A 26,955-nucleotide genomic window follows, 5' to 3' on the forward strand; every position below is an offset into this window, starting at 1 on the left:
GGTACGACTGAGTGGATTCGAACCACCGACCCCTACCATGTCAAGGTAGTGCTCTAACCAACTGAGCTACAGTCGTACAATTTTGAGGTTTTACTTAAATGTTGGTACGACTAAATGGATTCGAACTACTGACCCTTGGACCGGGTGATCAAGAGTAGGTAGTGCTTTTTCCTTTAATTATACTTTTTTAAATGTTGGTACGACTGAGTGGATTCGAACTACTGACCCTTGGACCGGGTGGTCAAGAGTAGATAGTGCTCTTTCCTTCAATTATACGTTTCATTAATGTTGGTACGACTGAGTGGATTCGAACCACCGACCCCTACCATGTCAAGGTAGTGCTCTAACCAACTGAGCTACAGTCGTATTACTTTATTTAAGTAAGTGTTAATTGCTTAACAACGGCGGCTAATATATAGCGTGGCGGTTGGTGAATCAAGCAAGTTTGTTGTTTTTGAGTTTATTTGCCGTTTTTTTATTCATATTGGGCTTATTTCACACGTTTTATAAAAACCTTGCCACCAAACCACATGCTTTTTAGCTGAGCTTTTAAGTAAGTTCAGTAAGTTACTTGTCGAGCCCGTTTTGACTAAGTTATTAATTTGAGGGCTTGAGATACTTTCGTTAAACCAAAGCTCATTATAAAGCGGTTGTAGTACCTCTAGATAACCAGTTAATTGCGCTTGATAGGGCTGAATTTCTTTTAGGTAAAACTTTTGAAATACGTTGCTTATGATTTTTGCGTTTTTATTATTTTTATCCTCTGGGCACAGCGTATTAAAGTTTAGTGTTTTTACAAACTGTGTAGCGTTGTTATTTAATACGACCTGCATGCGGACTGATTGAATGAGTGCTTGGTTAAATTGAAATTTATTAAGCTGCTCGAGTGCACTAAAAATAGAGTCGCTATTAATTTCACTAAATTCTTTAGCCTTAATTTGCTGTTTAATGAGTACAAGTTGCTTTAGCGCAAATACGGTATCGCTAAAACCAGCGGGTTCAGTAGTGAGCTCGTTTGAGGTGAGTTGCCAGGTACGATTTAACTCAGGTTCTTTAAATAACATGGTATTAAAAAAGTACATTAGGTGTGTTTCTTTATAGTTTTTGGCTGCGAGTATTTTTGTGTAACTAGGGCTATTTTTATCAAGCGTATTTAAGCAAACCTGCGCACTTTTAATAAAGTTTATTTGATATTTTAATTGCCCAGCAGCGCTGGCTGTTTTTCCTAATTGGTTGTTGTGCTCACTTATAAGTACGTTAAGCTTACATTGGCTAATGCCTGCAAGCTCAACAATACTCAGTGTTAAGTCACTTTGTGCTATTGGGGGAGGCTGCAGTAAAGGGAGTTGCTTGAGTGGCGTAGGCTGTGTTGGGCTTGCATTAACTGTGCTACTTAAGCGTTCAATATAAGTAGCGTTTACACTACTTTGTGGTTTGTTGCAGCCAGTAAGCATTAAAAAACACATTACCAGCAAAGCAGCTGGTAATGTTTTAAGGCTGAGCTTATTAGTTTTGATTGAGTGCATCACTGTTAGCAAATTCATATTTTAGACGCTTTCTTACTGTTAGCATTAATAAAATAGCAGCGACACTAAGGCCTACTATTATTCCAACCCAAAAGCCATGCGGCCCCATAGCTGGCACAATTATGTCTGTTCTTGCTAATACGTAACCTAAACAAAAACCGATTAACCAATACGATATAAACGTAATATACGATATAGGCGTGGTGTATTTTAACCCACGAAGCATGCCATTTGCAGCAACCTGTAATGCATCGGGTAACTGGTAGACACACGCTAGTATCATAATTGATGAAGCCAGAGCCATTACAGCGGGGCTGTCGGTATAAAGTTGGCTAATTAAATCACGACCTGTAAAAGTCATAAGTGCCAAAAATAGTGCAATTACAATAGCTAATATGTAACTAGTCGATACGGCAACTTTTAACTGCTGTAAATTATTTTGACCATATAGATTACCAATACGAATACTTATAGCGATAGAGAGGCTCAGCGGCATCATAAACAGCAATGTAGTTACACTCGCTGCTATTTGATGCCCCGATACAGCCACTGCACCTAAATGCGCAATAAATAGCGGTATACACGCAAATAAAGTGACTTCAAAAAAGGTGGCAAGTGAAATTGGTATACCTAGCTTAGTAATAATACCAATGGTAGTGAAATTAGGTTTTTCGAATGATGAAAGCAGGCCTTTAGCATCTACCTTTTTACTCATTTGGCAGTAAGTAACTTGTGCTATGGCCATAACAGTTAAAACAATTGCTGTGGCAATGCCACAGCCTGCGCCGCCATAAGCAGGAAAACCAAATAAGCCATTTATGAAAATATAATTTACTGGAATATTAACGGCTAAACCTAATAGGCTTATGTAAAAGGCGGGTTTGGTCATCCCCATGCCTTCGGTAACGTTTCTGTATACTGTAAAAATTAAAAATCCAAACACACCCCATTTCACAAAATGGATGTAGTCAATGGCAAGGTTTGCAATAGCAGGCGTTGTATCGAGCTTTAAAATAATGGCATCTGCTAAATGGGCAATACCAAAACCTGTAAAGCTTAAAATAGCGGTTAAATAAAGCGCTTGTTGAAAATAGTGGCTAATGCCTTTGCGGTCATCGCTGCCCGAAAACTGCGCAATAATACCAGTAAGCGCTAATAAAATACCTTGCAGAGCAAGTAATAATGGGTTCCATATTCCTGTTGCAATAGAAAGTGCAGCTAAGTCAGTAGGGCTAACTTGGCCGGCCATAATTGTGTCGACTACCGACATTAAAATAAGTGTAACTTGTGCTAAAAAAACAGGTAAAGCTAGGGAAAGTAAACGCTTGGCTTCCCAATTGCAAAAGGTCATAAAAAAAGCTATTAAATAAAACAGGCAGCAATTGTAATCTATTGCGTTTCAAATAAAAATCACAGTAGTGAATGATTTTATGAGTTGATACGTTAAACTAGCACTTTGTAATAATTTTAAGTGATTTTATGTTTACAGGAATAGTGCAAACACAAGCAACAGTGGTCTCTAAAACTCAAGCTGATGGTGTGTTACGCTTAGTTGTATCGGTGAGCGATGAGTACGCTAAGCATTTAGATTTAGGCGCTAGTATTGCTATTAATGGCTGTTGTTTAACGGTTGTGCAAGTTGAGCTAAGTAATCATGATGTGGTGGCGCAAGTGCATTTTGATGTGATTGACGAAACCCTAAAGTTAACTAATTTAGGCCTGCTTGAGCTAGGTAGTTTAGTAAATTACGAACGCTCTGTTACGTTTGGTACTGAGCTAGGTGGGCATATAGTGTCTGGGCATATTCATTGTACGTCACAAATCTCTCAAATAGTGAAGCTTGAGAATAACTGCAAAATACAATTAAGCTTGCCAAAAGAGTGGCAAAAATACGTGTTATATAAAGGCTTTGTTGCTATAAATGGCGCAAGCTTAACCGTAGGCGAAGTTGATGAACAAGGTTTTTGGATACACCTAATTCCGGAAACGCTCGCCATTACAAACATTGGTGCAGCGCAAGTGGGTGACAAGTTTAATATTGAAGTTGATCAGCAAACTTACACTATTGTAAATACGGTAGAGAACTACTTACGCCATCAGGCTTAAGTTAAAATATTTGTTCGTCGTCACTGTCTACGTGTAGCTCCAATTTATTGTTAGCATGGTCTATATGCATATTTAAATGAATTGGGTTACAGCAGGCAGTGCAATCTTCTATATAGTCTTGATCGCCGCTGCTTGCGTCTAAGTCTAGATGTATGTGGTGTCCGCAGTGTGGGCACGTTATTCGTTGTGATAAAAAATCTTTCATAATCACTCCAGTTATAAATAATTAAGTTAGGTTCAACTTAATCGCTTACAGATGAACGTCTACTTACTCATTAAATATAGTGCTGAAATGCAGCTTATGACACTTATTTTATATCTTCAAATACCAGCTTTTCTATATGTTGTTTAGCTTCAGTAAGATAGTGACCGGCAAAGATGTTGGCATGATTTAAAATGGGGTATAGCTGGTATATTAACTTACGTTTTTCGTAATTTTGAGAAAGCGGGTAGTGCGCGTTATAGGCGCTATAAAAGTCTTTAGGCAGTGGGGCAAATAGTTCGCTCATTGCAATATCCACTTCCCGATCACCATAATAACAAGCCGGGTTAAATATTGTTGGTTCTGCTTTTAAAAATCCCATATTGCCACGCCAAAAATCGCCATGCAGTAATGAAGGTTTTACTTGATGACTATGTAGTTGCTCTTTTACGGTATTAATTAAGCGTTCGGGCTCAATAAAGCTAATGCCTTTTTCAGCGAGTAGTTGTAATTGCCACCCTATACGCTCTTCGGCGTAAAATACATCCCACTTTTTGTGCCAGCGGTTTGGCTGTATGGTTGTGGCTAGATAATTATCTACATCAAAACCAAACATAGCTTGGTCATGTTTTTGATGCATTTTAGCGAGGTTACGCCCCATATTAGTCCACGTGTCGTGGGGTTGTTTATCTAAAACGAGCCATTGTAAAACAATAAACGAAAACTCTATATTTGCACCAGTTGTAATACATTCAGGTACTTTAAAATTACTATTTTGCGCCAAAAGCTTTAAGCCAATAAATTCACTTTCTAAACGCTCGAGCTCGCTTTTTAGTGCTATTTTAACGAGGTAGTTATGCGTACCATTGGTAATATGAAATAGTTTGTCGGTGTTTGTACTTTGTAATTGGCGTTTGTAGGTGCGCTTAAAGTCAAAATTGATGGCTCGGCTGATGTGCTCATTTACTGTTTTCCACATAACAATTGCTCGCCTTTTAAACAGATACTTAAACTATGGCAAAAAGGTATTAATTTAACAATCTAAACGTTGTAAAATTAACGGCTATATTGAATAAAATTACACTTACTGTAGTGGAGTTAAAATGAACAAAAGTTTAATAACCAATTTGCTAGCGGGTTTATGTGTTGTTGTAGGTTTTATGTTTAACCAAGCAATTGTGTTGTCTGTTGGTTTATTTGCACTTTCTGGCGCGGTAACTAATTTATTAGCTATTCATATGTTATTCGAAAAAGTCCCGTTTTTATATGGTTCAGGTGTTATAGCGCTTAAGTTTGAAAGCTTTAAAGTCGCTATACGAAACCTGATATTAACGGAGTTTTTTTCAGAGCAAAAAATTAATAATTTACTCAATAAAGCGCAGCCCAATATCGACTTTGAGCCAATAATTAGCAATGTTGATTTAAACCCTGCATTCGACAATTTGTTAGAGGTAATAGAGCAGTCTCAGTTTGGTAGTATGCTAGGAATGTTTGGCGGTACAGCGGCAATAGAGCCGATGCGTGAAAAGTTTATTGAAAAAATGCAATTGTCTCTTAGTGAGATTTCTCAAACTGACGACTTTAAAGCATTAGTAAGCCAAACACTTTCACAAGGTAATAGCGCAGAAAGCCTACATAAAACGGTGCTTAAACTAGTTGATGAGCGCTTAGATGAGCTTACTCCTAAAATGGTTAAAGAGATTATTCAGACCATGATCCGCGAGCATCTAGGCTGGCTTGTAGTATGGGGCGGTGTGTTTGGTGGTTTATTTGGTTTAATAGCGGCCGTTATTTAAATCTAGCGACTAATAAAAAACATAATCATTCTATTGCATTAAATAGTGTACTTTCTGCGTTAAAAATTATTTGTATAGAATAACTACACGTTTTTATTTGTGCCTGTTATTGCACTACTTTTTAGCGAAATAATAGAGCACTAATTTAATGCAATTGGTATAACTTATTTTTTCAGGCTGTTATTATCGCCTCCATAATTTAGTCGTGTTTTTTAGGAGCAACGGTGAGCAAAACGTTAGCCAGTTATTATCAGCAAGCATATGCGTGCGATCAGCAGCATTTTAATCAGTGTTTTTATTGTGGCTGCGAAGCGACAGAGCGCGATCATTGTCCGCCACTGCATATGCTACAAAGTATCGTTGATTTAGGTGAAGAGGCTGACTTTATCTCAATCCCTGCGTGTTATGAGTGCCATGCACTTTTACATAACGAAAGACTGATGACGATTGATGAGCGCTTTACCAAGCTTAAAAAAAAGCTCTCAAATAAATATGCTAAACCATTGCGCGTTTATAACATGTGGGAAGAAAGCGAACTTGGCGACATGAGCGACGAGTTTGCCCATAGTATTCAAGCGGGTATGAAATTAGGCAAAGAAGCCGCTGAGCGTTTAGCCTTTACGGGTTTTAGCTATGCCACAGAAGATGCCAAAGTAGCAGTGCGCGAAAAAACAAAAGAGTTTGATGTAGAAGGCATGATATTTACCGACTTTAAAGAGGCGTTAAATTACTGCATTAACGATTTAAATGTTCAAAAAAGCGACTTTTATAAAATTTTGGTTGAAGACTACCAAGGCGATTTTAATAAAGCATTGAGTCAGTATCGTCATCGTCATGACAAAGTAACTGCGGCTAAAGACGGTAATACACTTATTAAAGATTTTTCTAAGCTACATAAGCAAAACTCAGATTTTGTAACGCGTACGGTTAAGCACTTTATTAGTAAAGATCCCTCGCTTACCACCGAAGGTGCTCTTGAAAAGCTGTATAACAATTATATAAAGAAATAATTACAGAAATTCATCTTAATTAACTGCGTTTTCACCTGTTTTTTTGGCTTTATCCTTTAGGTTTCGCTAAAGTAGCAAAAAAACAGGAGATCCAAACAACATGCAAAAATTTGCACCTTCTTTATTAGCGGTTGGCTTAGCTGCTGCACTTGTAGGCTGCCAAGAAAACGGCCCACAAGACGATAAAATAACAATTAACAAAAATCCTTACCCAAGTACTTATCAGCCACTTTCTACATCAAGCACTCTTATTACAAATGCAACAGTACTTACCGGTACTGGTGAGCGTTTAGATGAGGCTGACGTATTACTTGTTGATGGTAAAGTACAACAAGTCGGTAAAGACTTAACAGCCACTGCTGATATAACAATTGATGCACAAGGGAAATGGGTAACACCGGGTATTATTGACGTACATTCACATTTAGGCGCATACCCAAGTCCGTCAGTCGAGTCGCATCAAGATGGTAACGAAATGACCAGCCCTAACACTGCAGAAGTGTGGGTTGAGCATTCTGTTTGGCCACAAGACCCAGGCTTTAATCGTGCACGCGAAGGCGGCATTACTTCTCTACAAATTTTACCAGGCTCAGCTAACTTATTTGGTGGACGCGGCGTTACGCTTAAAAACGTACCAGCGCACACTATGCAAGGGATGAAATTTCCAGAGGCGCCGTATGGTTTAAAAATGGCGTGTGGTGAAAACCCTAAACGTGTTTATGGTCGTCAAGGTGTATTGCCTTCAACCCGTATGGGTAATATGGCTGGTTACCGTATGGCGTGGGCTGAAGCCGCTGAATATAAACGTGCATGGGATAAATACGATGCCGATTATGAAGCAGGTTTAAACCCAGAAGCACCAGTACGTGATATTAAACACGATACGCTACGCGGTGTGCTTGAAGGCGAAGTACGTATTCATAATCATTGTTATAAAGCAGAAGAAATGGCAATGATGATTGACCTGTCAAAAGAATTTGGTTACCACGCAGGTACTTTTCATCACGGTGTAGAAGCATATAAAATTGCTGACTTACTTGCGCAAAATGGTTCGTGTGCTGCACTTTGGCCAGACTGGTGGGGCTTTAAAATGGAAGCCTACGACATGGTTCAAGAAAATGTGGCTATTGTTGATGCGGTTAAAAACTCGTGTGCAGTTGTTCACTCAGATTCAGATACTACTATTCAGCGTTTAAACCAAGAAGCGGGCAAGGTGATGTACCGAGCTAACGAAAATGGGTTTGATATTTCTGAGCAACACGCTATTAAATGGATCACGTCTAACGCTGCTAAATCGTTAGGTATTGATGACAAAACAGGTTCACTAGAAGCGGGTAAGCAGGGCGATGTTGTTATTTGGAATCAAAGCCCATTTAGTGTCTATGCTAAAGCTGAACAAGTGTTTGTTGATGGTGCAAAAGTTTACGATAGAAACGACAGCGCGTACCAAGCAACAAGTGATTTTATGTTAGGTCAACAATAAGGAGCACCCAGAATGAAAAATTTATCACGTTCGTTTTCGCTTTCTCTGGTTGCTGCAGGATTATTAGCATCTGGTGCTGTAAGCGCACAATCACTAGCAATTATTAATGCAACATTGCATACGTCATCTGATCAAGGTGTATTAGAAGCGGCAAGCATTGTAATGACAGATGGTAAAATCACAGCGATTAACCCAGCTGAAATTAAAGTAGATCAAATTATTGATGCAAAGGGGCAAATTGTAACCCCTGGCTTTATAGCAAGTATTAATCAACTTGGTTTAGTTGAAGTAAGTGCAGTTGCAGGCTCTCGCGATGCAGGTGAGGAAAAAGCTGGTATTGATTTTGATGTAAGCCTTGCTTACAACGCACATTCAAGCTTAATTCCTTACGCTCGTAAAGGCGGTGTAACACGCGATGTAATTACTCCTCATGGCGGCGATAGCATTTTTTCAGGCCTTGCCAGTGTTGTTGATTTAAGTGGTAGTTTTGACAGCGACATGCAAAAACAAGCGGCTTTAATTGTTTACTTAGGTGAGCGTAGTAAAGGCTCACGTGCTTTTACTTTGCAAACACTTATTAATAAGCTTGATGAGCACAAAACTAAAGCTGGTAAAAAAGCGAAAAAAGACGATGACAAGCCAAGTACTGAAGATAAAGTAATGGCAAAAGTACTCAGTGGTGAAATGCCATTAGTGGTTGGCGTTTCGCGTGCGGCGGATATTATTGAGCTAATTAAAGTAAAAGAGCAATTTGGTATTAACCTAGTACTTAACGGCGCGCAAGATGCTGTTGTAGTAAAAGAGCGCGTTGCTAAAGCAAATATTCCAGTGATTATTAGTGCAATGGATAGCTTACCAGGAAGCTTTGATTCGCTTCATGCAAGTTTAGATAATGCTAGTGTGCTTGAAAAAGCAGGCGTTAAAGTATTATTAACGGTAGGTGGTGATGCAAGTCACAATATTTATCAGCTGCGTTTTGATGCTGGTAATGCTGTGTCGTACGGTATGAGCCAAGAAGGTGCGTTAAAAGCGCTTACATCAAACGTTGCTGATGTATTTGGCATTAATGCAGGTAGTCTTGAAGTTGGCAAAGCTGCTGATGTAGTAATATGGAGTAATGACCCGTTTGAGCTAAGCAGCCATGTGAGCAAAATGTTTATTAATGGCGTTGAGGTTTCTACACAATCTCGTCAAGATAAACTGCGTGACCGCTATACGACAGATTCAAAAATGCCACGTGCTTATACCAACCCGCAATAATACTTAATCAATTTGAGGGATTAAATCTGACGGTAACTGCGTTAAAAATTTCTGATATAGAGCAACTAAATAACGAAATTTTTGCCTTGTTATCGACAAGATTTTCTTGCCTCAAAGTTGATCACTTAATTAAGCGAATTGGTATGATACTAAATAATTAATTAAATAAATTTAATTATTTAAAGGCCGCTATTTTATAAATAGCGGCCTTTATTTGTAAAGTTTAGACATAAAAAAGCCGCTTACTTTTGCAAGTAAGCGGCTTTTAAATTTAAACCGATATTTATACTAATTTAGCAAGAATATCGTTAAATGTAGTGCTTGGACGCATCGCTTTAAAGGCTGCATCATCGTTAGGCTGGAAGTAACCGCCTAAATCAACTGCAGGGCCTTGCGCATCGTTAAGTTCACTTACGATTTGCTCTTTATTAGACTCAAGGTCGCTAGCGATTTGAGTAAACTGTGCTTTAAGTTCACTGTCATCATTTTGCTTAGCAAGTTCTTGTGCCCAGAATAAAGATAGGAAGAAATGAGAACCACGGTTATCAATTTCTTTCACTTTACGTGAAGGCGATTTGTTTTCAGCAAGGAACGTACCTGTTGCTTTATCTAGGGTGTCAGCAAGTACTTGTGCCTTGTTGTTACCAGCAGTTACGCTTAAGTGCTCAAGTGATGCAGCAAGTGCTAAAAATTCACCTAAAGAATCCCAACGTAAGTGGTTTTCTTTTTCGAATTGTTGAACATGCTTAGGTGCAGAACCACCCGCGCCAGTTTCAAATAATCCACCACCGTTCATAAGCGGAACAATTGAAAGCATTTTAGCACTTGTACCCAACTCTAAAATTGGGAATAAATCTGTTAGGTAATCACGTAAAACGTTACCTGTTACAGAAATCGTGTCTTTACCTTCTTTAATGCGCGCTAGTGAGAACAATGTTGCTTCAAGCGGTGCTAAAATTTGAATATCTAGACCCGCTGTATCGTGATCTGGTAGGTATTTATTTACTTTTTTGATTAGCTGCGCATCATGTGCACGGTTTTCGTCTAACCAGAAAATAGCTGGAACGCCTGTTGCGCGTGCACGATTTACTGCAAGCTTAACCCAATCTTGAATTGGTGCGTCTTTAACCTGACACATACGCCAGATATCGCCTTGCTCAACACTGTGCTCAAGTAATGTATTACCATTTGCATCAACAACACGGATAGAACCGTCCGCTTTTGCTTCAAATGTTTTGTCGTGTGAACCGTATTCTTCAGCTTTTTGAGCCATAAGGCCAACGTTTGGAACGCTACCCATTGTTGTTGGATCAAACGCGCCATTTTCTTTACAAAAATCGATAGTTGCTTGGTAAACACTTGAGTAACAACGATCAGGAATTACAAAGCTAGTGTCTTGTAATTTACCATCGTTATTCCACATTTGACCGCTTGAACGGATTGCTGCAGGCATAGATGCATCGATGATCACGTCACTTGGTACGTGTAAGTTTGTAATACCACGGTCAGAATCAACCATAGCAATAGCAGGGCGGTTAGCGTAAACAGCTTGAATGTCTGCTTCGATTTCTTCACGCTTAGCATCGTCTAATGTTTGAATTTTAGAATATACGTCGCCTAAACCATTATTTACATCAACACCTAGCTCTTCAAAAAGCGCACCGTGTTTAGCAAATACATCTTTGTAGAATACTTTAACAGCGTGACCGAAGATGATTGGATCAGATACTTTCATCATTGTCGCTTTCATGTGAAGCGAGAACAAAACACCTTTTTCTTTAGCAGCGTCAATTTCTGCAGCTAAGAAAGCTTGAAGCTTAGAAGCGCTAATGCTTGAAGCATCAATAACTTCGCCAGCTAAAAGAGGTGTGCTTTGTTTAAGAACAGTAACGTCACCGTTAGTTGCAACATGTTCAATACGCACATCAGTGGCTGTATCAACAGTTACTGATTTTTCTGAACCGAAGAAATCGCCTTCGCTCATACTTGCAACGTAAGACTGAGAATCTTTGCTCCACGCACCCATTGAATGTGGGTTGTTACGTGCATATTCTTTTACAGAGCCTGGCGCGCGACGATCTGAGTTACCTTCACGTAGTACAGGGTTTACTGCACTGCCTTTAATTTTGTCGTAAGCCGCTTGAATTGCTTTTTCTTCATCATTTTTAGGTTCAACAGGGTATTCTGGAAGAGCGTAACCTTTTGCTTGAAGCTCTTTAATTACAGCGCGAAGCTGTGGTACAGATGCACTGATGTTTGGTAATTTGATGATGTTTGCTTCTGGTGTTTTAGCAAGCTCGCCAAGTTCAGCAAGTGCATCACCAATGCGTTGTTCTTCTGTTAAATAATCAGGGAAGCTAGCAATTACACGACCTGCTAATGAAATGTCGCGAGTTTCAACTTCAACACCGGCCGCATTTGTATATGCTTGGATGATCGGTAGCAACGAATAAGTTGCTAGTGCCGGAGCTTCGTCCGTTTTTGTATAGATAATTTTTGATGTCATCATCATTCCTAGATAGTCGACCGATAAGGTCTTATTCAACAATGCAAAGAAAATCATTACTTATGAGTGAGTACATATTATTAAACAAGTTAATGAACACGTACGCTCGTAATGAATAGTTTGTTAGGTGTTGGTACTCAGCGTTGCTCTTTTATAAAAGCAGAATAGTCACACCTGACGAACTGGAATCGTATTTATAGCTAAAAAATTAACAAAAATAAATCAGCCTTTAGCCTAGTACATATAAAAGAGGCGATAAGGTGTTATGCGCAATTTTTAGCACCAAGAGTGTAACAAGCTTAAATAAAAAGGGCTAGAGTTTGAGCATGCCCAATAAGCAGTTAAACAATCAACTCTTAGAACATTGGGGTATATAAAATAAATTCAAGGAAAAGGGTTGAATTTGAATGAAAAGAGGCAATAAATAAGAGAAGAAGAGATAAGTTAGTATGCTTAAGGAATTAAGCGAGGATCTTAAAAGGTCGCTCGCTTTAGTCGAACAAAACAATCGTCACTCAATAATGTCACCATCTGGTGCAATATTTTTAGCGTGTAGGCCTTTAGGCCCTTGTTCTAATTCGAATGTTACATCTTGACCAGCTTTAAGCGTTTTATAGCCGTCCATTACAATTGTTGAGTAATGAGCGAAGATATCATTCTCGCAGCCGTCTTCTACGATGAAACCAAAACCTTTGGCGTTGTTGAACCATTTAACTTTACCACAAGCCATACTTCTACATCCTTCAATAAGTTGACTAATTTAGTTATTCTAAACCGTATAATTTGCTAGACTGACTAAGGTTTAATCAATCTATGTTTGACTGTAGTTTATTTAGCCAACCAGTCAAGTGTTTTGAGTTATTTTTTAACATTTTATTTATTTTTTATTCAAGTTTGCTTGAGTTACAAAGACAAGACTATATTTAATTATGAGTGGTATGAAAGATTCAGGTGTTATCGACACAGTTCGCGACAGTGAAAAGCAAAAGCTACAGCCGCCGCGAAAATATAAAGTTGTTTTAAATAACGACGACTACACGCCGATGGACTTCGTAATTGAAGTTTTAACGACGTTTTTTAATATGGATAGCGATAGAGCAACCGATGTGATGCTTCAGGTTCATGAAAAAGGTAAGGGTATTTGCGGTGTTTACAGCGCCGATGTTGCCCACACCAAAGTTGAACAAGTTAACCGTTACTCACGGGATAACGAGCATCCACTGCTTTGTAGTTGTGAGCAGGAATAATACCAATTTAATACAATTGGTATAAATACCAATTAGGGTGATCAAACATCCGATTGTTGTGGTATAAATTATTATCTCAGTAAGGGGTTGCCAATGCTAAACAAAGACTTAGAACTCACTTTAAATGCCGCGTTTCGTGAAGCGCGCACTCGCCGTCATGAGTTTATGACCGTAGAGCACCTTTTACTTGCGCTATTAGATAATCCTTCTGCAGGAGAAGCCTTAAACGCGTGTGGTGTTAATCTTTCAGGCTTAAAAACCGAATTATTAGAATTTATTGACGAAACAACACCCGTCATCCCAGATTTAGAAGAAGAGCGTGAAACTCAGCCAACGCTTGGTTTTCAGCGTGTATTACAACGTGCTGTGTTTCATGTGCAATCGTCAGGAAAAAACGAAGTGACGGGTGTCAATGTTCTGGTTGCTATTTTTTCTGAGCAAGAGAGCCAAGCTGTTTATTTACTTAAAAAGCATGATGTATCGCGCTTAGATATTGTTAATTTTATTTCGCACGGTATTTCAAAAGCTGATGATGAACTAGGCGACGACAGCGATGATATACATGAAGAAGTGCAAGAAGTTCAAAACGAAGAAGCAAGTAAGCTAGACAGCTTTACAACTAACTTAAACGCTCAGGCTCGTGAAGGTAATATTGACCCACTGATTGGGCGCGACAGCGAAGTAGAGCGTACGGTACAGGTATTGTGTCGTCGTAAAAAGAATAACCCATTACTTGTTGGTGAAGCGGGCGTTGGTAAAACAGCCATTGCTGAAGGTTTAGCGTACCGTATTGTGAACGAGCAAGTACCAGAAGTAATTGCAGATGCAGTTGTGTACTCACTAGATATGGGGGCATTGCTTGCAGGTACTAAATACCGTGGCGATTTTGAAAAGCGCTTTAAAAGCTTATTAAAAGAGCTTCAGGCACAACCTGGGTCTATTTTATTTATTGATGAAATACATACCATAATAGGTGCTGGCGCAGCGTCTGGTGGCGTTATGGACGCTTCAAACTTACTTAAACCACTTCTTTCAAGTGGTAAGTTACGTTGTATGGGTTCAACCACTTACAATGAGTATAAAAATATTTTTGAGAAAGACCGTGCATTAGTACGTCGTTTTCAAAAAATTGATGTACTTGAACCAAGTGTTGCTGATACCACTAAAATTTTAAATGGATTAAAAGAGCGTTACGAAGAGCACCATGGTATTCGTTACACCCAAAAAGCATTAAAAGCAGCTGCTGAACTTAGTGCTAAATACATTAATGAGCGCCACTTGCCAGATAAAGCAATTGATGTAATTGATGAAGCGGGCGCTAACCAACGTTTACAGCCTAGTTCTAAACGTAAAAAAACCATTGGTGTGGCTGATATAGAGCTAATAATATCGAAGATGGCACGTATTCCACCACAAAATGTGTCTTCAACAGATAAAGAGACGCTTAAAAATCTAGACCGTAATCTTAAAATGCTTGTGTTTGGACAAGATCAATCTATTGATGCACTTACATCGGCTATTCGTTTATCCCGCTCGGGTTTATCAAGCGAAGAAAAACCAGTGGGTTCGTTCTTGTTTGCAGGCCCAACAGGTGTTGGTAAAACAGAAGTAACTAAGCAACTTGCTAAATGTATGGGTGTTGAGTTTATTCGTTTTGATATGTCTGAGTATGTAGAGCGCCACGCAATCAGCCGATTAATTGGTGCTCCACCAGGATATGTTGGTTTTGAGCAAGGCGGGTTATTAACCGAGGCGGTTATTAAAAACCCACATGCGGTTGTACTTTTAGATGAGATTGAAAAAGCGCATCCAGATATTTACAATATTTTACTACAAGTTATGGATCACGGTACGTTAACCGATAATAACGGTCGTAAAGCTGATTTTAGAAATGTAGTGGTTGTAATGACTACCAATGCGGGCGTACAAGAAACCACGCGTAAGTCGATTGGTTTTACAGAGCAAGATCACACGCACGATGCAATGGGCGAAATTAATAAAGTATTTTCGCCAGAATTTAGAAACCGTTTAGATAACATTATTTGGTTTAATCACCTCGAACGTGAAGTTATTTTACTGGTTGTTGATAAATTTATTGTGGAACTGCAAGCTCAGCTTGATAAAAAATCGGTTAATCTTGAGCTTACGCCTAAAGCGCGTGAATGGCTCGCAGATAAAGGTTATGACAAGGCTATGGGTGCACGACCAATGGCACGTGTTATTCAAGAAGAGCTTAAAAAGCAATTAGCTAATGAAATACTGTTTGGTGAACTTGTTGATGGCGGTACAGTTAAAGTATCGGTTAAAGACAAGAAGATTCGCTTTGATTACGAGAGCAATTTAACGCCAGCGTAAAACGTTAATTACACAACTAAGTTAAATAAAAATGGCCCGCTAAATAATAGCGGGCCATTTTTTTGCCATTTTTATAGGCAACAAAAAACCCAGTAAAAACTGGGTTTTTTGTTTATTAAATGTAATTGCTAGTCAATGTCTATCAATTACATTTAATAAACGCTTAAAGCTAGTAAAACACTAGCCAAAAACTAAATCTCGTTTACGCACTTACTTAGCGAGCACGGAATACGATACGACCCTTTGATAAATCGTAAGGAGTCATTTCTACCGTTACTTTATCGCCGGTTAAAATACGGATATAGTTTTTGCGCATTTTGCCTGAAATGTGAGCCACAACTACGTGACCATTTTCTAGCTCAACTCGGAACATTGTATTTGGTAAAGTATCAAGGACTGTCCCTTGCATTTCGATTACGTCTTCTTTCGCCATGTTTAGCGTAACACCTCTTTAATAGTTAAACGCTGCAGATTTTGCCCAAAATACACCAATAAGTAAAGGCGCAGGGGCTATATTTGCAAATTAAATAGCCACCCACTCATCATTGAGCTGTTTTTGAGCTGGTAAAAACTGAGTTTTGTACTTCATTTTATCGCATTCATCAATTTGATAGCCTAAGTACACGTATTGCTTATTTTGCTCTTTTGCAAATTTAAGCTGCTCTAATATCATCACAGAGCCTAAACTATAGTGTTCAAAGTCGGGGTCAAAAAAAGTATAAATTGCAGAAATAGAGCTGTTCATACAATCAGTTACGGCAACTGCGACTAAAGTATCTTGGTGCCATAGTTCAATAAATGTGATTTTGAGCCAACTGCAAAGTAAAAAGCTTTGAAACTGTTCTTTTTCAGGAGGATACATACTTCCATCCTGATGGCGCATCGTTATGTATTTACTATAGAGCGGATAATACTCAGGGCGTTCTTGCGTCGAGTATTTCACTTCAAACTGGTTTTTTGCTTTGTTTAGTTTACGTTTTTGCGATTTTGAAGGGATAAAGTCTTGTGCTAATACACGTACAGAATTGCATGCACTGCATATTGGGCAGTGCGGACGGTATATTTGGTTACCACTGCGACGAAACCCTAAGCCTAATAATGACTCAAATTTGTCTGTGCTGTAGCAACTAGGATCTAGAATAACTAATAGTTGCTCTTGTCTGTTGGGTAAATAACTACAGTCAAACTCTTGGGTTAAACCAACACGTGCAGGAAGTTGCTCATTCATAGATTGCGTCAAGTTCTTGTGGCTCCCACATAATAGGGTTAACAGTATAGTTATGTGCAGCTTTTAGTTTAGTCAAAAATGTGGAACGGGGGATTACTTGTGCACCTAAGGTCATTAAATAAGGGTTTTCTAACTGGCAATCAATAAAATGCGCATTATGACGTTTAAGCCAATTTACCAGTGCCCACATAGCAAGCTTGGAGCAATTGGTTTGATGATGAAACATTGATTCACCACAAAAAACACCATTTTGCATAATACCGTATAAGCCACCTGCAAGCTCTCCGTTGCTCCACACTTCTAAGCTATGGGCAATGCCAGCATTATGTGCATTAACGTAAGCGTTGAGCATGTCAGAGGTGATCCAAGTGCCATCGGTATCAAGGCGTTGATCGCGACAAGCTTCTATTACCTCCTCAAAGGCATTATTAATGGTTACTTTTACAGGGTGCTTTTTTAAATGTTTACGCAGGCTCTTACTTATATGAAAATCATCCAGTTCAAAAATCCCGCGCTCGCTTGGCGACCACCACATAATAGGCTCATTTTCGCTAAACCAAGGGAATATTCCGCTTTTGTAGGCATTACTTAGGCGAGGTAAACTTAAATCTCCGCCAATTGCTAACAAGCCATCAGGGGATTCTAATGCGTATTCCGGATTGGGGAATGCTATATCGGTTTCACTTAATTGGTATAGCTGATTTCTCATACAGTACTTATTTTATAATTGATCGTAAAAGTGTAACTATATTTTAGACATAAAAAAAGGGCTGAATAATCAGCCCTATTATAATTTATTTAATTGCTTATAAATTATCTAAGAAACGCTCTGCATCAAGGGCAGCCATACAGCCTGTACCCGCTGATGTGATTGCTTGACGGTAAATGTGGTCAGACACATCACCTGCAGCAAAAACGCCCTCTACACTTGTTTGAGTTGCGTTACCATTCAATCCAGACTCTACAACTAAGTAGCCGTCTTTCATTTCTAGTTGACCAACAAACATATCTGTATTTGGCTTATGACCAATAGCAATAAATACACCGGCTAAATCTAGCTCTTGTGTTGCATCAGAGTGTGCATCTTTAATACGAATACCAGTTACGCCCATTTGGTCGCCTAATACTTCGTCAAGCGTACGGTTGTAATGTAAAACAACGTTACCGTTAGCTGCTTTTTCAGCAAGGCGATCTGCAAGTATTTTTTCACTACGGAAACTATCACGGCGGTGAATAACATGTACTTCGTCAGCAATGTTAGATAAGTATAGCGCTTCTTCAACCGCTGTATTACCACCACCAACAACCGCTACTTTCTGACCTTTATAGAAAAAGCCATCACATGTAGCACAGGCTGAAACGCCACGGCCTTGGAAATTAGTTTCAGACTCTAAGCCTAAGTATTTAGCAGAAGCACCTGTTGCAATGATTAACGCATCACATGTGTAAGTACCTTGGTCGCCAGTTAGTGTGAAAGGGCGCTTAGATACATCTACTTTATTGATGTGATCGAATATGATTTCAGTTTCAAAGCGCTCAGCGTGCTCTTTCATACGATCCATTAATGCAGGGCCCGTTAAGCCGTGTGCATCACCAGGCCAGTTTTCAACTTCAGTTGTGGTTGTCAATTGACCACCTTGTTGAATGCCTGTAATTAAAACAGGGTTTAAATTTGCACGTGCTGCATATACTGCGGCAGTATAACCAGCTGGGCCAGAGCCTAAAATTAGTAGCTTACAATGTTTTGCTTCAGTCATTATTTTTTCCTAAACGTTTAATACGGTCTTTAATGCGCTCGATTCTAAGAAAATCAAGGCGGATGTAAACAAAATCCGCGATTATTTTTTTTCGCAAATCGAAAAGCTGTGCAGTATTGTGTACTAGAGCTCAGTACTTTTACAGTTAAAACACCTAAGTAGCTCAATAAATAGACTAACAGGCAACAAAACAGCGTTAATTCATGACCCCTTTGATTTTTTTTGTTATGTTTTACCTAATTTTATTTGTCACTGATAGATTATGTGACCTAAGCGAATAGGCAACTATGTTATTTTGGCAGGAAAAACCCGCATTCGGGTTGACTTCAAAAGACGTTAACGTCTTAACCAATGCGCAAGATTACCGAACGCAATTGCTACGTTTGATAGCTAATGCAAAAAAACGAATTTATATCACAGCGCTTTATTTACAGGATGATGAAGCAGGCCGCGAGATTTTAGAAGCCCTGCATCGAGTATCATTAGAGAACCCTGCGCTTGATGTAAAAGTGCTGGTGGATTTTCATCGTGCGCAACGTGGTTTAATTGGTGCAGAGAAATCTGATGGTAACGCAAGTTTATATTGTGACGATTTAGAAAAGTTTAAATCGAACGTACAAGTTTATGGCGTACCTGTAAAAGCTAAAGAATTATTTGGCGTATTACATTTAAAGGGTTTTGTCATTGACGATACCTTACTTTACAGCGGCGCAAGCTTAAACAACGTGTATTTGCAATATAACGAGCGTTACAGACTCGATCGTTACTTTTTAATAACGCAGAGCGAGCTGTGTGACTCAGTGGTTGATTTTATTGAGACAAAGCTAATTAGCTCCGTTGCTGTGCCACGCATAGACACACGACCGCTTAAGCGTTTACACGACTTCAAACTTGATCAAAAGCAATTAATGCGTGATTTAAAAGTCGCAAGTTACAACGCAGCAGAGCAACTAAATACGCAAGCATTAGGTATTCGTTTGTTTTTAGGGCTTGGTCGTCGTAATAACGAATTAAATCGTTTAATAAAAGCGTTATTTGATACCACAGAGCAAGAGCTTGTGTTGTATACGCCATACTTTAATTTTCCGGCGCCACTTATGCGATCACTGCGCCGATTATTAAAGCAAGGTAAGCAAGTTACTATTGTGGTGGGGGATAAAACAGCCAATGACTTTTATTTACCGCCAAGTGAGCCGTTTAGTAAAATAGGGGCATTACCTTATTTATACGAAACTATTTTGCATAAGTTTGTAAAAACGCAAAAACGTCACATCGATAACGGTAATTTAAATGTGTATCTGTGGAAAGATGAAAGTAATTCGTTTCATTTAAAAGGTATTTGCTCAGATAGAACAAAACATTTACTGAGTGGGCATAACTTAAATCCGCGTGCATGGGGTCTTGATATCGAAAACGGTATTTTAATAGAAGATCCAGAGCAAACAATTATGGATGCTATTGATAACGAAAAGCAGGAAATTTTACAACACTGCCGACGTTTAACAGGCCCAGATGATTTAGAAACAATGGATGATTACCCGCAGCCAGTTAAAAAACTCCTTGGCCAAGCTAAGCGCGTAAAAGTAGATTTTATAATTAAGCGTTTCATATAAATTTACTTTAAATCAGACATAAAAAAAGCAGCTAATTAGCTGCTTTTTTTATGGGTTGTAGTTAGGTAGCTACATTACTTAATACCAACCTAACTACGAAACGCTAAATTATGCGTTTTCTACCGCTGTGCGTGGGTCAACATATTCCATGTTGAACGCTTCAGCTACTTCTTTGTAAGTTACTTGGCCTTTAATTACGTTTAAGCCTTTTAAGAAGTGAGCGTCATCTAGTAGCGCCTTTTTATAGCCTTTGTTTGCAAGGTTAATGATGAAAGGCAATGTTGCATTGTTAAGTGCAAACGTAGATGTGCGTGGAACTGCACCTGGCATGTTAGCAACACAGTAGTGAACAACTTCATCAACGATGAAAGTTGGATCAGCATGCGTAGTTGCTTTAGAAGTAGCAATACAGCCACCTTGGTCGATTGCAACGTCAACAATTGCAGAACCAGGTTTCATTGCTTTAATGTGCTCAGCAGTTACTAGTTTAGGTGCAGCTGCACCAGGGATCAGTACACCACCGATTACTAAATCAGCTTCTAGTACGTGTTTTTCTAGTGCATCAGCAGTTGAGTAAATAGCTTTAACTTTATTACCAAATTGCGCGTCTAGTGCACGTAATACGTCGATGTTACGATCAAGAACGACAACTTCAGCACCAAGACCAACAGCCATTTGCGCTGCACTACGACCAACCATGCCGCCGCCAATGATAACAACTTTAGCAGCTTCAACGCCTGGTACGCCACCTAGTAGCATGCCACGACCGTGGTTAGATTTTTCTAGCGCTTGTGCACCAGCTTGAATAGACATACGACCAGCAACTTCGCTCATAGGAGCAAGAAGCGGTAAACCACCGCGTGAGTCAGTTACAGTTTCGTATGCAATACAAATAGCTTTGCTTTTTACAAGGTCTTCAGTTTGTGGAAGATCAGGTGCAAGGTGTAAGTAAGTGAAAAGAATTTGGTCTTCACGTAGCATTGCACGTTCAACAGCTTGCGGCTCTTTTACTTTTACAATCATGTCTGCTTTTGCAAAAACATCAGCTGCAGTTGCTAAAATTTCAGCACCCGCTTGTGTGTAATCTTCGTTAGTAAAACCAATGCCCATGCCTGCATCAGTTTCTACAATCACTTGGTGACCGTGGTTTACTAATTCACGAACACTTGCAGGAACCATACCTACACGGTATTCATGGTTTTTAATTTCTTTAGGAACACCAATAATCATATCATTTGCCTTATTAAGAACGGATTAACATTTTCCACTATTATATTCATCATAAGCCCGTGTGTCTCACCTTTTTTAAAGTCAAATCTAGTGTTATCATCTAGATAATAAAAATAAACAGCATAAAAAACTAGTTGGTACTATGCATCAATTATTAGATAGAATTGACCGTAAAATTTTAATGGAATTACAACACGATGGACGCTTGTCGAACGTAGAACTGGCCAGACGAGTTGGCCTAAGCGCCACGCCCTGCTTGGAGCGAGTAAAAAAGCTAGAACGAGAAGGCTACATACTTGGCTATAAAGCGGTGGTCGATCCCGCTAAGCTTGGGCAAGGTTTATCGGTGTATGTAGAAGTAACGATTACTAAAACATCTCCCGACGTATTTGATGAGTTTAGTGCTGCGGTTAAAAAGCACGAAGAAATTATTGAATGTCATTTAGTATCGGGTAATTTTGATTTTTTACTTAAAACGCGCGTAAATGATATGTCAGAATACCGTGGCGTATTAGGCGACATATTATTAAAATTGCCTAACGTAAGTGAAAGCCGAACTTATGTAGTAATGGAAGAAGTAAAAGGTGAAGAAGGCGTAATTATTCGTCCTTATATTACTTAAGGTTATTTATATTAACTGCGTCATTTGCTTATAGTAAGCTCAAATTATAAAAACTTGTTCATAATCAGGCCATCAAGGTTAAGATAAAGTGCAACAAATTGCATTTCCTGCTAAGGTATTTCACTGCTAAGTAAGTGTGAATAAAAATAGAATAATAAAGAGGAATAGGGAACTATGCGCCTAAATGGTGTGCAAAGACTATTAGAAACAGGGCTGATTATCAGTACCTTTACGGCAATATTTATTTTATGTGCCTTGATCAGCTTTGATCCAGCAGATGCTGCATGGTCGCAAACTAGTTTTAGCGAAGTAAGCAACATCACAGGAGCAGCCGGTGCATGGATAGCCGACATTTTATTACTCACCTTTGGTTGGTTGGCTTACTTAGTGCCTGCGGCCATTCAGCTATTTGGCTACTTGCTATTTAAACAACCTCACCGCATTTTACAGCTTGATTACACCACCTTAGCGCTGCGTGTTATTGGTTTTGCTTTATTTATTACCTCAGCTACCGCTATTAGTAGTATTAATTTCGACGATATTTATAACTTTTCATCGGGTGGAGTAGTGGGCGATGTTATTGCATCAGCCATGATGCCTGCGTTTAACTTTACCGGTACATCTATATTATTGCTGTGTTTCTTTTTTGCAGGGCTTACCTTATTGACGGGAGTATCGTGGGTTGATTTTGTAGATTACCTTGGCGATTTAATGGTTAGGCTTTATCGCTATGTTGTATCGTATGCAAAAGGCTGGATGCACCGAGAACACACTGCAGGTAAAGTAAATAATAACGATGAAGCAGACGCCCATTTTGAAGACGATATAAAAGAGCAAATAGAGCTGCCTACATCAGCTAAAAAAGCAGATAAACAAAAAGCAATTGATAAGCCCCAAACACCGTTTAGTGAACCACAAATCAGTGATGACTTTATGCCGTTTGATGAACTTGACGATATACTCGATCAAGAAATTGGCTTTAGCGCAATAGATGACGAACCAATGGACACGGCTGCTGCATTAAATGCGCTTGATCAAAGCCCAGTTGTGGAGCCTGAAAAACCAGTTACAACGGTGGTATCGCCAGCAAGACCAATGCCTAAACCAAAAGCGCAATATCAACCACCACCAACGGCAAAAGAAAAGTTTGAGCAATTATTAACGCAAGAGCCACCACCGGGGCCATTACCATCGCTCGATTTACTCGACAGACCGGATAAAGCTAAAAACCCAATTTCGCAAGAAGAGCTTGATAGCGTATCGCGCCTAGTAGAGACAAAACTTCTCGACTTTAATGTACAAGCAACCGTAGTAGCGGTATACCCAGGCCCCGTTGTTACGCGTTTTGAGCTAGATTTAGCGCCAGGTATAAAGGTGTCTAAAATCACAGGCTTAGCTAAAGATTTAGCCCGTTCGCTTTCGGCAATTAGTGTACGTGTTGTAGAAGTTATTCCAGGTAAAACCTATGTTGGTATCGAACTTCCAAATAAACACCGTGAAATAGTTCGTTTATCAGAAGTAATAAACGCCCCTAAATTTGAGCAAAATCCGTCGCCACTTACTATGGTGCTTGGTAAAGACATTGCTGGTCAGCCGGTATGTGCTGATTTAGGTAAAATGCCACATTTATTGGTAGCCGGTACAACTGGTTCAGGTAAATCAGTGGGCGTTAATGTCATGATAGTAAGCTTGCTTTACAAATCGGGTCCTGACGATGTACGTATGATCATGATTGACCCTAAAATGCTTGAGCTTTCAGTATACGAAGGCATTCCGCATTTATTGTGTGAAGTAGTTACCGATATGAAAGAAGCTGCTAACGCACTGCGTTGGTGTGTTGGCGAAATGGAACGTCGTTATAAATTAATGTCAGCATTGGGTGTGCGTAACTTAAAAGGTTACAACCAAAAAGTGCTTGAAGCCAATGAAGCGGGTTACCCAATTCTTGATCCATTATTTAAAGACACCGATGGCATGAAAGAAGGCCCCGACGAGCTAGGTAAATTACCAAGTATTGTTGTAGTAATAGACGAATTTGCCGACATGATGATGATTGTAGGTAAAAAAGTAGAAGAACTTATTGCACGTATAGCCCAAAAGGCACGTGCGGCAGGCATTCACTTAGTGCTTGCTACGCAGCGCCCATCGGTTGATGTAATTACCGGCTTAATTAAAGCTAATATCCCAACACGTATGGCGTTTCAGGTATCGAGCAAAATAGATTCACGGACAATACTTGACCAACAAGGTGCAGAAAACTTACTAGGCATGGGCGACATGCTTTATTTACCGCCAGGCACTAGCGTACCAGAGCGTGTGCATGGCGCGTTTGTAGACGACCATGAAGTACACGCCGTAGTAAACGATTGGAAAGCACGTGCTAAACCAAATTACATTGACGAAATACTCAATGGCGATGCCACTGAAGATATTTTATTACCGGGTGAAGCTAGCGAAAATGCAGATGAAGAATCTGATCCGTTATACGACGAAGCTGTGTCGTTTGTAATTGAAACCGGCAAAGTATCGGTATCGTCAGTGCAACGTAAATTACGTGTTGGCTACAACCGCGCAGCACGTTTAGTAGAACAAATGGAAACATCGGGTATCGTGAGTTCACCAGGTCATAACGGTGCTCGCGATGTATTAGTACCTAATGGAGCAAATTCATGAAAAAAGTTAACGCCTTATTATTAGTGTTAGGCAGCGTACTTGCCGCACCAAGCTTTGCTGACGACAGCCAAGCATTACAAGACAGACTTGCCACTTTAAAAAGCTTTAAAGCGCAGTTTGCACAACAAGTAACAGACAAAGAAGGCCAAGCAGTTATGCAAGGCGAGGGCACAATAGCGCTCCAACAGCCTATGATGATTCGCTGGCAGCAAACTAATCCAGACGATACGTTATTTGTATCAAACGGTGATAAAACCTATTACTTCGACAGCTTTGCTGAGCAAGTAACGATTATGAAAACCAGCAGCCTAATCGATTCAACACCATTTGTGCTACTGACATCAAAAGACCCAGCACAGTGGGAAAAATACAGCGTACTTGCAACAAGTACAGGCTTTAGCGTAACGCCAAATAAAGGCGTAGAAAGCCAAGTAGAACAACTTGATATAGCATTTGCGGGTAACGAACAAGGTCTTGCTAAACTAGTGGTAACTGATAACTCAGGGCAGCTATCGTCATTTACGTTTAACAATGCCCAAGTTAATACGCCGCTTGATCAAAGCACTTTTGAATTTACGCCTCCTGAAGGTGTTGAAATAGACGATCAGAGTAACGGTGAGTAATTTAGGATTTAATTTTGGGCCCGATGTACGGCCACTTGCTGCGCGTATGCGCCCCACAACGCTTGACGAGTACATTGGTCAGCAACACTTATTAAGTGCTGATAAACCACTGCATCAAGCCATTGTCGCGGGGCGATGCCATAGTTTAATTTTATGGGGTCCGCCGGGTGTGGGTAAAACAACACTTGCGCAAATAATTGCTAACCATGCTGATGCCTCACTTATTCAAATGTCGGCGGTAACTGCAGGCGTAAAAGATATACGCGACAGCGTAACGCAAGCGCGGGACAACCTAGAAAGCCGTGGCCAACGCACCCTTATGTTTGTTGACGAAGTTCATCGCTTTAATAAGTCTCAGCAAGATGCGTTTTTACCGCACATAGAAGACGGCACCTTTATATTTGTAGGTGCAACCACCGAAAACCCATCGTTTGCCCTTAATAACGCTATATTGTCGCGTGCACGCGTGTATGTTTTAAAATCGCTTGCCGATACCGACTTATATACCGTAATAGAACGTGCACTTAAACAAGACGAGCAGCTAAGCCAAAAGCATATTACTATTGCCGACAACGCTAAAAAGGCACTATGCCAAGCAAGTGGCGGCGATGCGCGTAAAGTACTTAATTTACTTGAACAAGCGGTTGATTTAACGTCCGAGCAAAACGGTCAATACAACGTAGACGAGCACGTACTTAGCCAAGTTTTACCTACTCATTTAGCTAAATACGATAAAGGCGGCGATGAATTTTACGATTTAATATCAGCCTTTCATAAATCAGTACGTGGTAGCTCTCCCGATGGTGCGCTGTATTGGTATTGTCGAATTTTAGCCGGTGGTGGCGACCCTTTGTATGTAGCAAGGCGTTTACTTGCCATAGCTACAGAAGACATTGGTAACGCCGATCCGCGTGCGATGGAAGTGGCCTTAAATGCGTGGGATATATTTCAGCGAGTAGGGCCCGGCGAAGGCGAACGTGCAATTGCACAAGCCACATTGTATTTAGCCAGTGCACCCAAAAGTAATGCGGTGTATATGGCGTTTAATCAAGCCAAAGCAGACGCTCAAAACGAGCCAAGTTACCCCGTGCCAGAGCACCTGCGTAATGCGCCAACTAACTTAATGAAAGACTTAGGTTACGGCGCTGAATATCGCTATGCGCACAATGAAGAAGGCGCATTTGCCGCAGGTGAAAAATATTTACCACCAGAAATGGACGGCAAAGAATATTACTTACCGAGCGAGCGCGGACTTGAACAAAAAATTAAACAAAAACTCGATTACCTAAAAGAGCGCGATGCGCAAAGCCCACTTAGACGATACGAAAATGATTAAACTTTATATGATGATCGCCCTTGGCGGAGCCTCAGGTGCGTGTTTACGGTTTTTTATTAGCGAAAGCATGCTAAAACTCCTCGGTAGGGGATTCCCTTTTGGCACGTTGACGGTTAATATTCTGGGTTCATTGTTAATGGGCATTTTGTACGGTTTGATAGATAAAGAAATTATCACCGCAAGCCCCGCCAAAACCCTTATCGGTATTGGCTTTCTAGGTGCATTAACCACCTTTTCAACATTCTCAATGGACTCGTTGTTGTTATTACAACAAGGTCACTTTATTAAAATGGCCCTCAATATCATCTTAAACGTGATGGTGTGTATTTTTATGGCTTGGCTGGGCCTTCAGCTAGTAATGCAAAAAGGTTAAAAAACTAAC

24 protein-coding genes and 2 tRNA genes are annotated in these 26,955 nt (G+C 39.8%); 13 read left to right on the plus strand and 13 right to left on the minus strand.

The window, feature by feature from the left end:
* Nucleotides 1-2: 2 nt before the first annotated feature.
* From QMA08_RS00425 to QMA08_RS00440, 4 genes are all read right to left on the minus strand, one after another.
* Nucleotides 3-76, minus strand: a tRNA-Val gene (locus tag QMA08_RS00425).
* A 213-nt stretch (nt 77-289) separates the two neighbouring features.
* Nucleotides 290-366 (minus strand) — tRNA-Val (locus tag QMA08_RS00430).
* A 113-nt stretch (nt 367-479) separates the two neighbouring features.
* On the minus strand, nt 480-1,544 hold the full coding sequence (locus tag QMA08_RS00435; RefSeq protein ID WP_290173328.1) for a DUF3080 family protein: 1,065 nt from the start codon (nt 1,542-1,544) through the stop codon (nt 480-482).
* Nucleotides 1,507-2,877, minus strand: a complete 1,371-nt coding sequence (locus QMA08_RS00440; protein ID WP_200218733.1) for an MATE family efflux transporter — start codon at nt 2,875-2,877, stop codon at nt 1,507-1,509. The genes QMA08_RS00435 and QMA08_RS00440 overlap by 38 nt, the downstream gene beginning before the upstream one ends.
* Nucleotides 2,878-3,005: 128 nt before the next feature.
* Between QMA08_RS00440 and QMA08_RS00445 the strand changes: the two genes are divergently transcribed.
* Nucleotides 3,006-3,632, plus strand: coding sequence for a riboflavin synthase subunit alpha (locus tag QMA08_RS00445; RefSeq protein ID WP_290173329.1), 627 nt, complete (start codon nt 3,006-3,008; stop codon nt 3,630-3,632).
* Between the two features lies 1 nt (nt 3,633).
* On the opposite strand, the gene QMA08_RS00450 is transcribed toward QMA08_RS00445, so the two are convergent.
* The gene (locus QMA08_RS00450) at nt 3,634-3,837 is read right to left on the minus strand and encodes a CPXCG motif-containing cysteine-rich protein (RefSeq protein ID WP_002962509.1); all 204 of its coding nucleotides are present in this window, start codon (nt 3,835-3,837) and stop codon (nt 3,634-3,636) included.
* 103 nt (nt 3,838-3,940) lie between these two features.
* The gene (locus tag QMA08_RS00455; protein ID WP_290173330.1) at nt 3,941-4,813 is read right to left on the minus strand and encodes a fructosamine kinase family protein; all 873 of its coding nucleotides are present in this window, start codon (nt 4,811-4,813) and stop codon (nt 3,941-3,943) included.
* A 124-nt stretch (nt 4,814-4,937) separates the two neighbouring features.
* Here QMA08_RS00455 and QMA08_RS00460 point away from each other — a divergent pair, with 124 nt between their 5' ends.
* The 4 genes from QMA08_RS00460 to QMA08_RS00475 all read left to right on the plus strand — a co-directional run bounded on the left by QMA08_RS00460 (nt 4,938) and on the right by QMA08_RS00475 (nt 9,383).
* Nucleotides 4,938-5,630, plus strand: a complete 693-nt coding sequence (locus tag QMA08_RS00460) for a hypothetical protein (protein WP_024603971.1) — start codon at nt 4,938-4,940, stop codon at nt 5,628-5,630.
* Between the two features lie 224 nt (nt 5,631-5,854).
* Nucleotides 5,855-6,640: a hypothetical protein gene (locus QMA08_RS00465; protein ID WP_002962505.1), complete on the plus strand. Its 786-nt coding sequence runs from the start codon at nt 5,855-5,857 to the stop codon at nt 6,638-6,640.
* Nucleotides 6,641-6,740: 100 nt separating this feature from the next.
* Complete coding sequence (locus QMA08_RS00470) at nt 6,741-8,123, plus strand: amidohydrolase (RefSeq protein ID WP_002962503.1); 1,383 nt, start codon at nt 6,741-6,743, stop codon at nt 8,121-8,123.
* 12 nt (nt 8,124-8,135) lie between these two features.
* A complete protein-coding gene (locus tag QMA08_RS00475) occupies nt 8,136-9,383 on the plus strand; it encodes an amidohydrolase family protein (protein WP_039489581.1) in 1,248 nt (415 codons plus the stop codon).
* Nucleotides 9,384-9,666: 283 nt separating this feature from the next.
* Here QMA08_RS00475 and QMA08_RS00480 read toward each other — a convergent pair whose 3' ends face one another.
* Together QMA08_RS00480 and cspD are read right to left on the minus strand one after the other, a co-directional pair.
* The gene (locus QMA08_RS00480; RefSeq protein ID WP_272452067.1) at nt 9,667-11,889 is read right to left on the minus strand and encodes an NADP-dependent isocitrate dehydrogenase; all 2,223 of its coding nucleotides are present in this window, start codon (nt 11,887-11,889) and stop codon (nt 9,667-9,669) included.
* Nucleotides 11,890-12,400: 511 nt separating this feature from the next.
* Nucleotides 12,401-12,619: a cold shock domain-containing protein CspD gene (gene cspD / locus QMA08_RS00485; RefSeq protein WP_002962500.1), complete on the minus strand. Its 219-nt coding sequence runs from the start codon at nt 12,617-12,619 to the stop codon at nt 12,401-12,403.
* A gap of 208 nt (nt 12,620-12,827) precedes the next feature.
* Here cspD and clpS point away from each other — a divergent pair, with 208 nt between their 5' ends.
* Both clpS and clpA read left to right on the plus strand, forming a co-directional pair.
* Nucleotides 12,828-13,136 (plus strand): ATP-dependent Clp protease adapter ClpS, encoded by a 309-nt coding sequence (clpS, locus tag QMA08_RS00490; RefSeq protein WP_002962498.1) that lies wholly within the window; start codon nt 12,828-12,830, stop codon nt 13,134-13,136.
* A 93-nt stretch (nt 13,137-13,229) separates the two neighbouring features.
* A complete protein-coding gene (gene clpA / locus QMA08_RS00495; protein WP_024595509.1) occupies nt 13,230-15,491 on the plus strand; it encodes an ATP-dependent Clp protease ATP-binding subunit ClpA in 2,262 nt (753 codons plus the stop codon).
* A gap of 214 nt (nt 15,492-15,705) precedes the next feature.
* On the opposite strand, the gene infA is transcribed toward clpA, so the two are convergent.
* The 4 genes from infA to trxB all read right to left on the minus strand — a co-directional run bounded on the left by infA (nt 15,706) and on the right by trxB (nt 18,476).
* The gene (gene infA, locus QMA08_RS00500; RefSeq protein ID WP_002962494.1) at nt 15,706-15,924 is read right to left on the minus strand and encodes a translation initiation factor IF-1; all 219 of its coding nucleotides are present in this window, start codon (nt 15,922-15,924) and stop codon (nt 15,706-15,708) included.
* A 90-nt stretch (nt 15,925-16,014) separates the two neighbouring features.
* A complete protein-coding gene (locus QMA08_RS00505; protein ID WP_039489600.1) occupies nt 16,015-16,719 on the minus strand; it encodes an arginyltransferase in 705 nt (234 codons plus the stop codon).
* A complete protein-coding gene (aat, locus tag QMA08_RS00510) occupies nt 16,712-17,428 on the minus strand; it encodes a leucyl/phenylalanyl-tRNA--protein transferase (RefSeq protein WP_290173331.1) in 717 nt (238 codons plus the stop codon). Before aat ends, QMA08_RS00505 begins: the two co-directional genes overlap by 8 nt.
* 97 nt (nt 17,429-17,525) lie before the next feature.
* Nucleotides 17,526-18,476, minus strand: coding sequence for a thioredoxin-disulfide reductase (trxB, locus tag QMA08_RS00515; protein WP_002962484.1), 951 nt, complete (start codon nt 18,474-18,476; stop codon nt 17,526-17,528).
* 287 nt (nt 18,477-18,763) lie between these two features.
* Between trxB and pssA the strand changes: the two genes are divergently transcribed.
* Nucleotides 18,764-20,089, plus strand: coding sequence for a CDP-diacylglycerol--serine O-phosphatidyltransferase (pssA, locus tag QMA08_RS00520; protein WP_002962483.1), 1,326 nt, complete (start codon nt 18,764-18,766; stop codon nt 20,087-20,089).
* 108 nt (nt 20,090-20,197) lie between these two features.
* On the opposite strand, the gene ald is transcribed toward pssA, so the two are convergent.
* Nucleotides 20,198-21,319 carry an alanine dehydrogenase gene (gene ald / locus QMA08_RS00525; RefSeq protein ID WP_039489605.1) on the minus strand — a complete coding sequence of 374 codons (1,122 nt, stop codon included), beginning with the start codon at nt 21,317-21,319 and terminating at the stop codon, nt 20,198-20,200.
* Between the two features lie 142 nt (nt 21,320-21,461).
* Between ald and lrp the strand changes: the two genes are divergently transcribed.
* The 5 genes from lrp to crcB all read left to right on the plus strand — a co-directional run bounded on the left by lrp (nt 21,462) and on the right by crcB (nt 26,946).
* Complete coding sequence (lrp, locus tag QMA08_RS00530) at nt 21,462-21,941, plus strand: leucine-responsive transcriptional regulator Lrp (RefSeq protein ID WP_007582985.1); 480 nt, start codon at nt 21,462-21,464, stop codon at nt 21,939-21,941.
* A 174-nt stretch (nt 21,942-22,115) separates the two neighbouring features.
* Complete coding sequence (locus QMA08_RS00535) at nt 22,116-24,614, plus strand: DNA translocase FtsK 4TM domain-containing protein (protein ID WP_024595504.1); 2,499 nt, start codon at nt 22,116-22,118, stop codon at nt 24,612-24,614.
* The gene (gene lolA, locus QMA08_RS00540) at nt 24,611-25,237 is read left to right on the plus strand and encodes an outer membrane lipoprotein chaperone LolA (protein ID WP_138489158.1); all 627 of its coding nucleotides are present in this window, start codon (nt 24,611-24,613) and stop codon (nt 25,235-25,237) included. The genes QMA08_RS00535 and lolA overlap by 4 nt, the downstream gene beginning before the upstream one ends.
* Nucleotides 25,230-26,573 (plus strand): replication-associated recombination protein A, encoded by a 1,344-nt coding sequence (locus QMA08_RS00545; RefSeq protein ID WP_290173332.1) that lies wholly within the window; start codon nt 25,230-25,232, stop codon nt 26,571-26,573. The genes lolA and QMA08_RS00545 overlap by 8 nt, the downstream gene beginning before the upstream one ends.
* Complete coding sequence (gene crcB, locus QMA08_RS00550) at nt 26,566-26,946, plus strand: fluoride efflux transporter CrcB (RefSeq protein WP_021032117.1); 381 nt, start codon at nt 26,566-26,568, stop codon at nt 26,944-26,946. The genes QMA08_RS00545 and crcB overlap by 8 nt, the downstream gene beginning before the upstream one ends.
* Nucleotides 26,947-26,955: the final 9 nt, after the last annotated feature.

Origin of the sequence: Pseudoalteromonas sp. APC 3355 (assembly GCF_030407615.1) — a bacterium.
Lineage (GTDB): Bacteria > Pseudomonadota > Gammaproteobacteria > Enterobacterales > Alteromonadaceae > Pseudoalteromonas > Pseudoalteromonas distincta.

Coding starts and splice junctions, on each gene's coding strand:
- ald (WP_039489605.1), bottom strand. CDS start 21,319: ATGATTATTGGTGTTCCTAAAGAAATTAAAAACCATGAATACCGTGTA.
- QMA08_RS00535 (WP_024595504.1), top strand. CDS start 22,116: ATGCGCCTAAATGGTGTGCAAAGACTATTAGAAACAGGGCTGATTATC.
- lolA (WP_138489158.1), top strand. CDS start 24,611: ATGAAAAAAGTTAACGCCTTATTATTAGTGTTAGGCAGCGTACTTGCC.
- lrp (WP_007582985.1), top strand. CDS start 21,462: ATGCATCAATTATTAGATAGAATTGACCGTAAAATTTTAATGGAATTA.
- QMA08_RS00450 (WP_002962509.1), bottom strand. CDS start 3,837: ATGAAAGATTTTTTATCACAACGAATAACGTGCCCACACTGCGGACAC.
- QMA08_RS00505 (WP_039489600.1), bottom strand. CDS start 16,719: ATGAATGAGCAACTTCCTGCACGTGTTGGTTTAACCCAAGAGTTTGAC.
- QMA08_RS00480 (WP_272452067.1), bottom strand. CDS start 11,889: ATGACATCAAAAATTATCTATACAAAAACGGACGAAGCTCCGGCACTA.
- pssA (WP_002962483.1), top strand. CDS start 18,764: ATGTTATTTTGGCAGGAAAAACCCGCATTCGGGTTGACTTCAAAAGAC.
- clpA (WP_024595509.1), top strand. CDS start 13,230: ATGCTAAACAAAGACTTAGAACTCACTTTAAATGCCGCGTTTCGTGAA.
- QMA08_RS00440 (WP_200218733.1), bottom strand. CDS start 2,877: ATGACCTTTTGCAATTGGGAAGCCAAGCGTTTACTTTCCCTAGCTTTA.
- clpS (WP_002962498.1), top strand. CDS start 12,828: ATGAAAGATTCAGGTGTTATCGACACAGTTCGCGACAGTGAAAAGCAA.
- QMA08_RS00470 (WP_002962503.1), top strand. CDS start 6,741: ATGCAAAAATTTGCACCTTCTTTATTAGCGGTTGGCTTAGCTGCTGCA.
- cspD (WP_002962500.1), bottom strand. CDS start 12,619: ATGGCTTGTGGTAAAGTTAAATGGTTCAACAACGCCAAAGGTTTTGGT.
- QMA08_RS00445 (WP_290173329.1), top strand. CDS start 3,006: ATGTTTACAGGAATAGTGCAAACACAAGCAACAGTGGTCTCTAAAACT.
- QMA08_RS00455 (WP_290173330.1), bottom strand. CDS start 4,813: ATGTGGAAAACAGTAAATGAGCACATCAGCCGAGCCATCAATTTTGAC.
- QMA08_RS00435 (WP_290173328.1), bottom strand. CDS start 1,544: ATGAATTTGCTAACAGTGATGCACTCAATCAAAACTAATAAGCTCAGC.
- aat (WP_290173331.1), bottom strand. CDS start 17,428: ATGAGAAATCAGCTATACCAATTAAGTGAAACCGATATAGCATTCCCC.
- QMA08_RS00475 (WP_039489581.1), top strand. CDS start 8,136: ATGAAAAATTTATCACGTTCGTTTTCGCTTTCTCTGGTTGCTGCAGGA.
- QMA08_RS00460 (WP_024603971.1), top strand. CDS start 4,938: ATGAACAAAAGTTTAATAACCAATTTGCTAGCGGGTTTATGTGTTGTT.
- crcB (WP_021032117.1), top strand. CDS start 26,566: ATGATTAAACTTTATATGATGATCGCCCTTGGCGGAGCCTCAGGTGCG.
- infA (WP_002962494.1), bottom strand. CDS start 15,924: ATGGCGAAAGAAGACGTAATCGAAATGCAAGGGACAGTCCTTGATACT.
- trxB (WP_002962484.1), bottom strand. CDS start 18,476: ATGACTGAAGCAAAACATTGTAAGCTACTAATTTTAGGCTCTGGCCCA.